Consider the following 12472-nt stretch of genomic DNA (forward strand, 5'->3'; position numbering starts at 1 on the left):
GGGTTGATTTGCGAGGGCGGGGGGCAGGCCGCGAGGATGCGCGCCCGCGGCGTCACCGCTGGCCCAGCGCCGCGGAGACTCGATCCCACCGCTCGCTCAGTACCTCACGACCGGCATCGAGCGCGGTGTTGCCGATCCGCTGCTGCCACGCGGCAGTCGCCGCTGCCATCTCGGCGGGCAGGCCCAGGGCGGCCACGGTGGCGGCAACCTCGTGCATCTCTGCCGCGCGGCGGACACCGTGCACCATCATGCGTTCCATGTTGTAGCTGGCCTGCTCGCCCCAGGTGCGTTGCGGTGCAGACGCATCGAGTGATGCGATGACCTGGTCTTCGACCCCTGCACGCCGGGCGGCGATGAAGCATTCGGCGCACAGCGCCTCGATACCCTTGACCATCACCGAGCGCAGCATCTTGATGGACGACGCTTGGCCGACGAGGTCGCCAGCGATCTCGGGCCGCATGCCCAGCGCCTGCAGCACGGTCAGTGCGGCGGGCGCATGCGGGCCGCTCACCAGCAGCGGTACGTGGTGCCGTTGCGGCAGCACCGGGGCCATGACCGCAACGTCGACATAGCGGCCGCCGGCCGCTTCGATCACGGCCGCTGCCGCCTGTTTGGTGCCGGGTGCACACGAGTTGCAGTCCAGCCAGAGCGCTGCCTTGCGCAGGGCGGGCGCTGCTGCGTGTGCTGCCGCTTGTGCACAGTCGGCAGTGACCAGGCTGAAGACGATATCTGCCTGTTCCACTGCGGCTGCGGCGCTTTCGCAGCCCACCACGGCATGGTCGAGGTAGCGCGCATGCATGGCAGGTTGCGTCTCGGGGTGGTCGCTCTTGATGTCGTAGGCCGTGATCCGGCGCTGGCCATCGAGTGCCCAACCCTCATGGAATGCGCGTGCGGCTTCGCCGAAGCCGATGAAGGCGAGTGCGCCGTACGATGCTGACATGCAGGAACTCCTGTGCCGCGGGTGGTCGATCGGGCGGGTGTGGGTGTCCGATGCAACGCTAAGAGGTGCCGGCAAGCCGGACTGTCTTGGGTTGGATGGGGTGGCCGACTCATGCGTTGGCTCGTTGATGCAACTTCAAACGCGCCCGGGGGCCCGGCGACGCGTTACATGTCTCTCATGTGTCTTGCACATCGGGCTGGCGACGCGCGGGAAGACAGTTCAGCATGCATGCCGAACCGGCACGGGGCCGGAGCGCGAACTGACGCGTGGTTCCGCGAATCGATGCAACGCCACGTGAGGCCTGCGCACGCACTGGCCGGCGCGTACGTGCGGAGCTGGCATTGCATCACGATGCGGTGCGCCGGTGCGGCCTGATCCATCACCAATCCGTCGGCGCGTAATCCTTGAGGAACTGGCCCCACACGTGCTCGCCGGTATTGAAGCCGTGGATGATCGGGTCGACGATACGGGCGGCGCCGTCGACGATGTCCAGCGGCGGGTGGAAGCGTTCCTGCTGGACCTTGAGCGCGGCAATGTCGGCCGGATCTTCGTCGGTGACCCAGCCGGTGTCGACGCTGTTCATGTGGATGCCGTCGTTTTGATAATCGGCCGCCGAGGTGCGCGTCATCATGTTCAACGCGGCCTTGGCCATGTTGGTATGCGGGTGGCGGGTGGTCTTGAAGTTGCGATAGAACTGGCCTTCCATCGCCGAGACGTTGACGATGTGCTTGTCGCGCTCGGGCGTGCGCAGCATCAGTGGCTTCAGGCGCGCGTTGATGATGAACGGCGCGATGGCGTTGACCAGTTGCGTTTCCAGCAGCTCCACCGATGGCACTTCGGCCATCAGCAGGCGCCAGGAGTTGCGTCCGCGCAGATCGACCTGCTGCAGGTCCTGGTCCAGCCGACCTTCGGGGAACAGGTGTTCCTGGCCCACCAGCTCGTCGTCCAGCAGTGCGATCTGCGACAGCTCTGCAGCGCGGGTGAGGCCGTCTGCATCGTCGAGACCACGCCCATGCACCGCCGGCAGCGCGGTGGCCGATGCGTCGCGCAGCAATTCGGGCGTGCGCAGGCCTTCGTAATGGCCGACGAGTTGTTGCACCGTGTCCGGCAGGTCATGCAGGGCCGCGGTTTCGTTGGCCATCATGTGCGCATAGAACTGCGGTGGGCGGCGCACGGTCTGGCAGGCGTTGTTGATGATGAAATCCAGCCGCTCGCGGGTGGCCAGCAACTGGCTGCAGAAGGCCTCCACGCTGGGCGTGTGGCGCAGATCCAGGCCGAAGACCTGCAGGCGGTGACCCCACTGCGCAAAATCCGGTTCTTCCGCATAACGCGCGGCCGAATCGCGCGGGAAACGCGTGGTGACGATCAATTCCGCGCCGGCACGCAGCAGCTTCAATCCGGCCTGATAACCGATCTTCACCCGCCCACCGGTGAGCAGCGCCACGCGCCCGCGCAGGTCGGCGGTTTCGGTGCGCTTGAAGAAATTGAGCTCGGCACAGGCCGGGCACATCTGGTCGTAGAAGTGATGCAGCTGGGTGAACTTCTGCTTGCACACATAGCAGTGCCGCAGCTCCGGCGAGTGCAGCTGCTCCGGTGCCTCGGCGGCGTTCTCGCCGTTGTGTGCGTCGTGCAGGCCGGCGGCATGCGGCGGAAAGTAGTTCGGCGTGCTGAACACCGGCTTGCGCCGCAGTGCGCGGATGCCACGCTGCTCCAGCAGTGCTTCGGCCTTGCGCACCTTTTCCTGATGCCGCTCGCGTTCGCGCTGCTTGAGCAGCTGCCGCCGCGCCTTCGGCTCGGGGTGATAGACCTTGGCGACCACCTGATGCAGGCGCACGCGATCGGCCTCGGGCAAGGTGTCGAGCACACTGCGGTCGGCCTCGATGGCCTCCAGCAGATCCAGCGCCGCGCGCAGGCGGTCTGTCAGGGGCAGGTCGTCGTTGGCGGGCAGGGGCGGGGTAGTGGTGTTCAAGGCAGATCCGGGAAAGACGTTGGGCATCGGTCGCGTGCCAGGCACGCGTGAAGGAGGCCGCGGCAGGGAGCGGCGAGCGTGCGCGCCGGGCGGCCCCAAGGCGCGATGACGCGTTATTTTCACCGATCCGGGCAGGTTGGCGCCAATGCCGCCGGCCGGGTGGCCAGCCACCTAGCTACGACGATGCGTGACCGGCAACCGAGCGGCTGCCAGGCGCTGCCCGCCGCGGATGTGTGCAGCAGGCCCGTCACCGCTGCCTTCGCCTAGCGGCAAGCGGTGCGGTGTGGATGGCTTAGCGCTCACGCACCCTCCAGTGCTGCTGGGCTAGGGTGGCCGTTCATGCTGTGGCGGGAGAACACGATGGGCCTGTTGGTCGATGGCAAGTGGCAGGACCGGTGGTACGACACCGACAAGAGCGACGGGCGATTCGAGCGTTCTCAATCGCAGTTTCGCAACTGGGTGACACGCGATGGGTCGGCCGGGCCGCATGGCGAAGGTAGGTTCAAGGCGGCCGCGGGCCGCTACCACCTGTATGTGTCGCTGGCCTGCCCGTGGGCGCATCGCACGCTGATCTTTCGTCGGCTGAAGGGTCTGGAGCCATTGATCGATGTGTCGGTGGTGCACTGGCTGATGGGGGAGCAGGGCTGGACCTTCGACCCTGGTCCGGGCGTGGTGGCCGATCCGGTCAACCATGCCACGCGCTTGTACGAGGTGTATCTGAAGGCCGATCCGCGCTATTCCGGCCGCGTGACGGTGCCGGTGCTCTGGGACCGTGAGCGCGGCACGGTGGTGAGCAATGAATCGGCCGACATCATCCGCATGTTCAATAGCGCCTTCGATGACGTGGGTGCCCGCGCTGGCGATTACTTCCCTGCGCACCTGCGTGAGCAGATCGATGAGGTCAACGCACGCGTGTACGACACCGTCAACAACGGCGTTTACAAGGCGGGCTTTGCGACCACCCAACAAGCCTACGAAGAGGCCGTGACGCCTCTGTTCGCCTCACTGGACTGGCTTGAGGCGCGCCTTGGCCAGCAGCGCTATCTATGCGGCGACACCTTGACCGAAGCAGACTGGCGCCTGTTCACCACCTTGGTGCGGTTCGATGCCGTGTATGTGGGGCACTTCAAATGCAATCTGAAAAGGATTGCCGATTACCCGCAGTTGTTCGGCTTCCTGCGCGAGCTGTACCAGATGCCGGGGATCGCCGAGACGGTGAATTTCCAGCATATCAAAGGTCACTATTACCAAAGCCACGGCATGATCAATCCGACCGGAATCGTGCCGATGGGGCCGCTGCTGGATCTGGATGCACCCCACGGGCGTGGCGGTTGAGGTGCAGGGCGTTTCAAGCAGCGCATGTGTTCGATTGCAGCCAGGCGCCCGCGCCCTGTCGTCGCATGTGCTCGACGACGCTGCCGACGCGGCGCGTGGCAGCCTGACCTTGCAGCCAGATGACCCCGGACACGCCACCTGACGCAGATGCATCCCGGTCCCGCGTGCGGGTGCTGGTGGGGGTTGTCGTCGATGCGCTGGCGCTGCTGTTGCCGTTTGTCATCCCGCTGGTTCTGCCAGTCGGGCTGATGTGGATCTACCTGGCGGGCGCGATGGTTGCGCAGTGGGTAGAGCATCACCTCCGCGGTGTGGTGGACGTCACCTGGCTCTGGTGGCTGGGCGCCTGTGTGGGTGCCAGTGTCGCGGTGGGGCGGCAAGCCGATGCGGTCGTCGCAGGGGTGTTGATGGGCGGCGGCGCGTTTGTCGCGCTTTTGCTGCTCGGCCGTGCGTGGGAGAAGATCGCCCGGCTGAGCGTTGCGCACGACGACCCGGGCCCGACGCTGGCGCGGATCGCGGGTGTCGAAAGGCCGAGCCGCAGTGCCTGGCTGGATACGGGGCCGCTGACGCCGGAAGGCGGGCGCCTGCGCATTGTTGGCTGCCACGAGCCGCGCAACAGTGCGCCCCTGCAGTACGACTATCTGTTTCCGGACGGGAGCGTGGTGTTTGGCGCAGGCGCCTCAACGGGCTTTTCGCCGGATGGCCGCTACTTCGTTTCGCCAATGCCAACGACGGGCTGGTGGGGGCTGTTGATCTATGACCGCCATGCGCAATGCATTTACCGGTGTGACAAGGTCGAAACCTTCGTGGACATTCACGCAGTGACGCAGACGCATGTCCAGGGCTGGGGGAGTCGGGTTGAACAGGACAACCGCATGCTGTCGGCCAGCCTCGACGATCTGATTGCGCACTCGGTGCGGGAGCCGATGGTGGAGATGGCTGATCTCAGACTTCCGCAGAGTCAGGCGGAGCACATACGCAGGCAGCAGGAGGTGGAACTTCCAACGGCACCACCAGGGGCACCGTCACTGGTGCTGGCGCCTTATCTGCCTGCGTGCCTGATGACACGCGACGATCCGCTCGACCCGCTGTTTGCACCATGGCTGGAGCCGATTGTCGATGACCGGCCCAGCGGCTTGCTTGTGTCGGCGCGTCATTCCGCATTGCGCTGGGGCGACACTGGCCAGACGCTTACCTGCCTGGCCAGGCCCAAGGGCAGCGACGAGGCGCCGCGCCATTGGCGATGGAGTGTGCAGCAAGGGTGGAACGCAGTGGCCCAGGCGCCCGAAGAGCGCGCCTAACGCCAGGCGAGTGCTGCAGCATGACCATGCTGCGGCCACGATGCAGAAGTCGAACCATGGTGCAGCACCGCATGCAGGCACGTCAGCGAGGATTAGCGCTTTGCGGCGTCCCGGATGATCAAGGTGGCCGCGCCCACCGAGATGGCATCTTCGACAATGCCGGTGCTGGTCTGGCCGTAGCGTTCGATGGCGCGCATGCGGGCGTTGAAGGTGAGATAGGCGGCGGCGACCGCGGTGGTTGCACCGAGCAGGGCGGCCGTGCCACGTTGCTCGCGCGGCGCCAACGCAGTGCCGACGATGACGCCGGTGGCGATGCGGGCGATCATCCCGGGGAGCACGATGCGGTCGGGGGCGGTCTTCATCTTGTCGCCCGCCAACTCACCGCCGGCCAGCGCCAGCATGCCGGCCGAGGCGACCGGGTTGGCAAGCAACGACGGGGCGCCATTGTCAGCAGGAAGCTTGCCGGTGCGGGCGGCGTTGGCCACTGCTGCCAGCGGCGTCATCGAGCGCATGCCGGCGACGGCGCTCATCAGGATGGAATGAATCAAAGCCATGTGCACCTCTGCCTGTGGTCGACGAGCGCAAACCAATGGCATTGCGATCGTCACGCTGTTGTGGATCGCCACACACTAGGGCCGGGCATGTGTGGGCGCTGGCAAGACCTTGTGCACGCCGCGCATCGGTTGCGCCCGTATGCCGGTGCTTGCTGTTCGCCACGCGCCGCCGGGTGGCGGCGCGTGGCACCGGGTGGTGCGTAGGTCATGCGGCGCGCAGCCTCTGCAGCTGTCGGGGCACAGCGAACGGATCAATAACGCCTGCGAGATGCGGGCGCCACCTTATTGCCTGGCGAATTGACCACGGCGCCATGCCAGCCACACGACCGAGAGGCCGACGGCGAGGCAGACCAGCATGCCGACCAACGATGCTTCGGGGCCGAACGTGCCGCCGGTCAGCCATTCCGGCAGCGCGGCATTGAACGTGCTGCGCGCGATGGCCGGGCCCGCTGCCACACCGGAGACGGCGGCGCCAAACAGGTAGCCCTGGGTGAAATTCCAGGCGGCATGCGCACCGATCGACACCCAGATGCGCCCGGTGAGCGCGTAGAAGGCGCCCATCATGACCCCGGCTTCCAGTGCGATGCAGAGCGCGGCAAACACCGTGGCATTGGGGTTGCCCAGATGGGAGATGCCGAACACTGCCGAGGACACTGCAAACGCCGTCCACGGGCCGAATGCACGCCATACCAGACGCAGAATGGCCGCACGCATCATCAGCTCTTCCACCACGCCGGCCTGCAGCGCTTTGCGAAGCGGCGTCCAGGCCGATGCCGGGCCGACGAACTGGATGTCGTACAGGCCGAACAGCGCCATGATGCCCATCACCGTGGCAAACATCGCGGCACCTGCCAACAGGCCGATGGTCAACTGCGGCAGCATGGGGCGTAATGCGATTTCCGATGGGGTGCGTTTTTCGGCCAGGCGGACCGCCAGCGTATAGATGCCCAACGCGACCAGCGCCCCGACCAGGCTGACCACGAACTGCACCGGCTCATTGGTCTTTGGCCACAGGCTGCCGAGAAACCGCGTGACCACGCCGGTTGGAATGGCCACCAGGAAGAACAGCGCCACTGCCCAGCCGCATGCGCGCAGCCAGCGCAGCCGGCCGGGGCGCAGGACGCCACGCTCGCCCAGTTCGATGCGCTGCGATGCCTGCATTGCTGGAGATGCCGCGAGGGGACCATTGGATTGCGTCATTGCATGCATGTGCGACTCCTTGTGGATGCTGCGGCTATGGGGCAGGTGCGGTCGCTGCCGCGGAAATACGGGTGGCGAAGGAGCGTTGGTTCAATGCGGCAATGGCCTCTGCAAGCACCGCAGACAAGGGAACGGACAGCTCCGCGTCCAGTTGCGCGGCGGCTGCATTGGTGGCCGCCCATTGCCGTTGCAATGCCGGAATCATCTGCCTGGTCCTGGCGGTGAGCACCACGATGCGCTCGCGCGCATCCGCACCGGGCTTGAGGGCGACCAGGCGCTGCTTGACCATCTGCGCAACGGTCTGGCTGGCGGCGGAATGGGTGATGCCGATCTCTTGCGCAAGCACCTTGATGGAAACGGGGCCCAGCCGCATGAGCACGCGCAACACCGGCGTATAGCGCGGCCGCCACGTCAGCCCAGAGGCTGCGTAGACCGCTTCCAGGTCGCCGTCCAGCAACTCGATCAGATGCCGGACCAGGGTGCCGAGGGTGGGTGAGGGCGTGCTCATGACACGAATATATAAGCGCTGTTGTAATTGCGCCATGTGCCGGAAGTCGGGGGGGGGGGCAGACCTTGGGTCGTCAGCTCAGCGGGGGGCGCGCTGCGCGGTTGCGGTGCCCAGCAGCGCCTTCAGCCCATGCGTGGCGCCGCGCGGGGCCACGCTGAGGTGGTCTTCGTCGTTGAGCACATCGAGGTCGATCCGCAGCGACGGATAGTGGCGGGTGCGCAGCGTCTGCACCATGCGCCGTGCATCGGGGACCATGTCGTAGTTCTTGTGGTAACGCACCTGTTCGTACTCGCCGACATACAGGTAAACCTGCGCGGGGAGATCGGTGTGGGTGGTGGCGTAGGTGGCTTCACGCTGCGCCATGACATGCGCGCCGTACCAATACGACGGGCTGCCCAGGATGTAGCCGGAAAACATCTGCGGTGTGCTCAGCAGGATCTCGGTTCCGAGCAGGCCGCCATACGAATGGCCCAGATACAGGCGCCGCTGTTCGTCAGTGCGGTAGTGCTGCGCGATGAAGGGCAACACCTGTTCACGCAGGTACGCGATATACGCCGCGCTCTTGCCGTGCGTGGTGACCGGTGGCGCGCCTGGGCCCTCTTCCGGGGTTGGCGTGTAGTCGCGCCTGCGGCTGGGCATTGGCTCATCGCCAAGCGCGTACGACAGGCCCACCAGGATGAAGTCCTCGATCGCCGGGCCTTCGCCGTTCAAGCGCCGGGCGATCGCCTTGACCAACGGAAAGGCATAGTCGCCATCGGTGGCATACAGCACCGGGTAGCGGCGTTGCGGGGTGTCTGCATAGCCACGCGGCAGGGCAACGAACACCTGGTAGGTGCGGCCGGAGACGGGGTCGGGCACGTTCCAGACCGCGGTATCGGCGAGTTGGTAAGGGTGGCCTTCGCCGCGTTGCTGGCCAGGTGCAGCGGTCAGCGCCGGTGCCGCGGGTTGGACAGTCGGGGAGGCCGCCATCGCGCTCGGTGGCGCTGCCTGTGGAGTTTGCGTACATGCGGACAGCATCAGCAGCCATGCAGACAACAAGCATCGTTTCAAAGCGTCATCCCGTGGTTGAAGTGCGTGCTGCTTGCGCCAGGGTGTGTGCCCGGCGTCTGAGACCAGCGCGCCGCGCCGCTCACCGGCTGCGTCTCGACGCCTTGATCGCGCATCTCAGTTCAATTGCCCGACCACGGCGAGCGCTGGTGCGCGCGCCATATCGTTCGGGTTGCTGCCGGGTACGTCCTGCGGTACCTGCATGCCGCGGCTGCGGTAGAAATCGGTCCAGTATGGCGAGATCCTGCCGGTCTGCAGGTTCTTGAAGTTCATCGGCTGCAGCGCAAAGACGTGGTGTGCCCGGAACGCGCGCTCGATGAAGTCCGAGCAGTAATAGCTGTCTTCGTTCGGCACATAGGTGTCGTTGTAGGGTTTGCCGAGCATGCGACGCGCCTGGGCAACGGCGTCTGCAATGGCGGGGCGATGCTCCGGCGTGAGGCGATACACGATGATCTGCCGGTGCTTGGCGGTTGCCTCGTCGATGAACGTGCGCAGCGATTGCTGGCGCGAGCCCTGTTCGTCGGCGTGCAGGACGATCTGCGTGTTCCCTTCGTGCGCGACCAGTGCCACATGGTCGAAGCTGGGCGCGCCCGGTCTTGCGGTTGCATCGTCGATCGCACCACTGAGGCCGGTACGTGCGGCGGTGACGAACAGCAGGTCGCCCTCGTGGACGCGCAGGGCTGATGCCGTGACGGGCAGCAAGGCGAGCAGGAGTGAGAGCAGCAGGGCGAGACGCATGGTGCGGGCCTGAGGACAACAAGACCTGCATTATTGCCTGGACGGGCAACTGGTGCGTTGCTCCAGCCAGATGCACTGCAGGAGTGGGCTCGAACGCTCGGCAGCGGTGCGCCCGCACCCGCTGCGGTCACCACCTGTAAACTCGGTGGGCCAGCGGGCGTCGCCGCCGCCATCGCGTCGCGGCAATCCCTGTGTCCACTGGAGTGTTGCATGCGTTCTGCTGCTGCGTTGTCGCCGATGGGTCGGCTGTTTGCGGTTGCCGCGTTCATTGAGGGTGTGACCTGGGCCGGCTTGTTGCTGGGCATGTGGCTCAAGTACGGCACACAGACCACCGAGGTGGTGGTGTGGCTGTTCGGTCGCCTGCACGGCGCGGCCTTCCTGTTCTATCTGGCGGTGAGCGTGCTTGCCGCGCTGCGGCTGCGCTGGCCATGGTGGGCCTGGGTGCTGAGCCTGCTGGCCGCAGTGCCGCCGCTGGTGACGGTGCCATTGGAGATGTGGTTCCGGCGTATCGGATTGCTGGGGCAACGGCGGGTTGCCGCGCGCTGACGCACCGGCTTGCGTGCGTGACACCACCCAGCGTCAATCCGGCATTGGTGTGCGGCGCGCGTAGCGACCGTGACACGGGGCTGCGCGTTGGTTGCGCACCTGCCGCAGATGGCATCGAGAGCGACGGCTTGCCTGGGCATGGACGCCACCGCATGCCTTTGCCACCATGGCGGCCTCAAGGACAGATCGTGGAGGCGCTATGCGGTGTTGGGTGATGGGAGCGGTGTGTACGTTGGCGCTGGTCGTGGCGTCGCCGGGGCGGGCGCAGGAGGCAGTGGACCTGACGCCGTATCTCAAGCATGACACGTTCGAACGGATCAAGATCTCGCCGTCGGGCGCGTACTTTGCGCTGACGATGCCGCTGGAAGATCGCACCGTGTTGGGAATCGTGCGGCGCGAGGACAAAGTGGCCACCGCCAGGGTCACTGGTGGCGTCAACAGCGTGGTGGACGATTTTTGGTGGACCAGCGACGAGCGCATCGTGGTGTCGATGGCGCAGCGGCTAGGCTCGCGCGACGAACCGGTGGCCATCGGCCAGCTGCACGCCATCGATGCCGACGGCAAGAATGGTCGCCTGCTGGCCAGCCCGTATGGCACCAACCCGGACATCAACGGCGCCCAGCTGAAGATGGACCTGGACCCGGCGACCTTCATGCTGGATACCTTGCCGGGCGACCCGCGCAACATCCTGGTGTCCACGGTTCCGTTCGTGGGCGACCCAAGCATCCGCATCGACAAACTGGATACCCAGACCGGTCGACGCAGCACCGTGGCCACCTCGCCGGTCCGCCGCGCAGGCTTTGTGACCGACCAGCAGGGGCGCATCCGCTTCGCCAATGGTTCGGACCTCAGCAATGTCAGCAAGTTGTATTACCGCGATAACGATACTGCGCCGTGGCGGCTGATCAACGATTCCGCCAGCAGCAAGCATCGTGAGTTTCCGCTGGGCTTCTCGGCCGATGGCAGCCGTGCGTATCTGCAGGTGGAACAGTCTAGCGGTCCGGATACGCTGGTGGCCTGGGACCCGGCGACTGGCACTGCAACGCCGGTGCTGCGCGACGACACCGTCGACCCGTACCGGATCCTGCGCGACCTGGATGGCGCCACGCCGATCGGCGCGTCGTACATGAGCGACCGCGTCCGTAATCGCTTCTTTGACGAAGCCTCGCCCACTGCCAGGCTCTATCGCAGCCTTGAAAAGGCGTTCGACGGCAACGCGGTGTATATCACCTCGGCCACTCGTGACCGCCACCTGGTGCTGGTGTATGTGTGGAGCGATCGCAACAACGGCGATTACTATCTGTTCGATACGGTCAGCAAGAAGGCCGACCGGGTGTTCAGTCGCCGCGAGTGGTTTGCACCCGACGGCGTGCCGGCCAGCAAGCAGGTGAGTTTCAAGGCGCGCGATGGTTTGGTGTTGCACGGTTACCTGACCCAGCCACTGCATGCGGCCGCCGGAAAGCCGTTGCCGCTGATCGTGATGCCGCATGGCGGCCCGTTCGGCATCTTCGACGAGTGGCAGTTTGACGACGACACGCAGTTGCTTGCGGCCGCGGGTTACGCCGTGCTGCGCGTCAACTACCGCGGTTCGGCCAATTACGGGTACGCCTTTACCCAGGCCGGCGCCAAGGAGTGGGGCGGGCGCATGCAGGACGATGTCACTGATGCCACCCGGTGGGCGATTGCCGAAGGCATCGCCGATGCGTCGCGCATCTGCATCTACGGCGCCAGTTATGGCGGTTACGCGGCACTGATGGGCGTTGCCAGGGAGCCTGCGCTCTACCGCTGCGCGGCCGGGTACGTGGGTGTCTACGATCTGGAGATGATGGCGCGCGATACCGCACGTTACGCGCGGTGGGCCAAGAACTGGACAGTGGATTGGCTGGGCGCGCGCGACACATTGGCCGCGCGTTCGCCGGTGACGCTGGCGCGGCAGATCAAGGTGCCGGTGTTCCTTGCCGCCGGCGGCAAGGACGAACGTGCGCCAATCGAACACACCAAGGCGATGGAGCGCGCGCTGAAGGGCGCCGGCGTGTCGGTGGAGTCGCTGTACTTCCCCAACGAGGGCCATGGTTTCTACACCGAAGCACACCGCCGGGAGTACTACACGCAGCTGCTGGCCTTTTTGCACAAGCAGCTGGGTGGCGGTACGGCACAGTGAGGTGCTGCTGCACCATCCGCGGCGTGCCTGATGGCGTGGTGGCTGGAGTTGCGCTGTCGTCTGGTGGTGTGGATTGCCCGTCATCGCCGAGAATGCGATGTGCGCGAGCGGCAGTTGTTGGTGATGCTGACTGCCGCTGGTGCGGTTATCGCCGGTGCATCGCGGGGCATGGGGCG

Annotated in this window: 11 protein-coding genes; 4 read left to right on the plus strand and 7 right to left on the minus strand. The window is 65.9% G+C overall.

The features are described 5' to 3' along the window. Positions 1-52: 52 nt before the first annotated feature. Positions 53-940 (minus strand): DUF1932 domain-containing protein, encoded by an 888-nt coding sequence (locus tag RZV17_RS03045; protein WP_355607138.1) that lies wholly within the window; start codon positions 938-940, stop codon positions 53-55. 379 nt (positions 941-1319) lie between these two features. After that, positions 1320-2909 (minus strand): SDR family oxidoreductase, encoded by a 1590-nt coding sequence (locus RZV17_RS03050; RefSeq protein WP_355607140.1) that lies wholly within the window; start codon positions 2907-2909, stop codon positions 1320-1322. A 360-nt stretch (positions 2910-3269) separates the two neighbouring features. Between RZV17_RS03050 and RZV17_RS03055 the strand changes: the two genes are divergently transcribed. Further along, a complete protein-coding gene (locus RZV17_RS03055) occupies positions 3270-4244 on the plus strand; it encodes a glutathione S-transferase family protein (protein WP_355607143.1) in 975 nt (324 codons plus the stop codon). 119 nt (positions 4245-4363) lie between these two features. Beyond that, a complete protein-coding gene (locus RZV17_RS03060; RefSeq protein WP_355607146.1) occupies positions 4364-5542 on the plus strand; it encodes a hypothetical protein in 1179 nt (392 codons plus the stop codon). Positions 5543-5634: 92 nt separating this feature from the next. Here the strand turns inward: RZV17_RS03060 and RZV17_RS03065 are convergent, their stop codons facing one another. From RZV17_RS03065 to RZV17_RS03085, 5 genes are all read right to left on the minus strand, one after another. Then, entirely contained in the window at positions 5635-6096 is a 462-nt protein-coding gene (locus tag RZV17_RS03065) for a DUF4126 family protein (protein ID WP_355609138.1), read from the minus strand. Positions 6097-6378: 282 nt separating this feature from the next. Beyond that, on the minus strand, positions 6379-7257 hold the full coding sequence (locus tag RZV17_RS03070) for a CPBP family intramembrane glutamic endopeptidase (RefSeq protein ID WP_179453593.1): 879 nt from the start codon (positions 7255-7257) through the stop codon (positions 6379-6381). 73 nt (positions 7258-7330) lie between these two features. Continuing rightward, positions 7331-7840 (minus strand): helix-turn-helix domain-containing protein, encoded by a 510-nt coding sequence (locus tag RZV17_RS03075; protein WP_355607149.1) that lies wholly within the window; start codon positions 7838-7840, stop codon positions 7331-7333. Positions 7841-7882: 42 nt separating this feature from the next. Then, positions 7883-8773, minus strand: a complete 891-nt coding sequence (locus tag RZV17_RS03080; RefSeq protein WP_355607152.1) for an alpha/beta hydrolase-fold protein — start codon at positions 8771-8773, stop codon at positions 7883-7885. A 195-nt stretch (positions 8774-8968) separates the two neighbouring features. Continuing rightward, positions 8969-9589 carry a YiiX/YebB-like N1pC/P60 family cysteine hydrolase gene (locus RZV17_RS03085; RefSeq protein WP_166749625.1) on the minus strand — a complete coding sequence of 207 codons (621 nt, stop codon included), beginning with the start codon at positions 9587-9589 and terminating at the stop codon, positions 8969-8971. 210 nt (positions 9590-9799) lie between these two features. On the opposite strand from RZV17_RS03085, the gene RZV17_RS03090 reads away from it, so the two are divergent. Together RZV17_RS03090 and RZV17_RS03095 are read left to right on the plus strand one after the other, a co-directional pair. Continuing rightward, entirely contained in the window at positions 9800-10135 is a 336-nt protein-coding gene (locus tag RZV17_RS03090) for a DUF3817 domain-containing protein (protein ID WP_068838594.1), read from the plus strand. Positions 10136-10334: 199 nt separating this feature from the next. Further along, on the plus strand, positions 10335-12296 hold the full coding sequence (locus RZV17_RS03095; RefSeq protein WP_355607156.1) for a S9 family peptidase: 1962 nt from the start codon (positions 10335-10337) through the stop codon (positions 12294-12296). Positions 12297-12472: the final 176 nt, after the last annotated feature.

The sequence above is a fragment of the Xanthomonas cannabis genome (assembly GCF_040616535.1).
GTDB lineage: Bacteria > Pseudomonadota > Gammaproteobacteria > Xanthomonadales > Xanthomonadaceae > Xanthomonas > Xanthomonas cannabis.

Coding starts and splice junctions, on each gene's coding strand:
- RZV17_RS03090 (WP_068838594.1), top strand. CDS start 9,800: ATGCGTTCTGCTGCTGCGTTGTCGCCGATGGGTCGGCTGTTTGCGGTT.
- RZV17_RS03070 (WP_179453593.1), bottom strand. CDS start 7,257: ATGCAGGCATCGCAGCGCATCGAACTGGGCGAGCGTGGCGTCCTGCGC.
- RZV17_RS03080 (WP_355607152.1), bottom strand. CDS start 8,773: ATGGCGGCCTCCCCGACTGTCCAACCCGCGGCACCGGCGCTGACCGCT.
- RZV17_RS03065 (WP_355609138.1), bottom strand. CDS start 6,096: ATGGCTTTGATTCATTCCATCCTGATGAGCGCCGTCGCCGGCATGCGC.
- RZV17_RS03085 (WP_166749625.1), bottom strand. CDS start 9,589: ATGCGTCTCGCCCTGCTGCTCTCACTCCTGCTCGCCTTGCTGCCCGTC.
- RZV17_RS03095 (WP_355607156.1), top strand. CDS start 10,335: ATGCGGTGTTGGGTGATGGGAGCGGTGTGTACGTTGGCGCTGGTCGTG.
- RZV17_RS03045 (WP_355607138.1), bottom strand. CDS start 940: ATGTCAGCATCGTACGGCGCACTCGCCTTCATCGGCTTCGGCGAAGCC.
- RZV17_RS03060 (WP_355607146.1), top strand. CDS start 4,364: ATGACCCCGGACACGCCACCTGACGCAGATGCATCCCGGTCCCGCGTG.
- RZV17_RS03055 (WP_355607143.1), top strand. CDS start 3,270: ATGGGCCTGTTGGTCGATGGCAAGTGGCAGGACCGGTGGTACGACACC.
- RZV17_RS03075 (WP_355607149.1), bottom strand. CDS start 7,840: ATGGCGCAATTACAACAGCGCTTATATATTCGTGTCATGAGCACGCCC.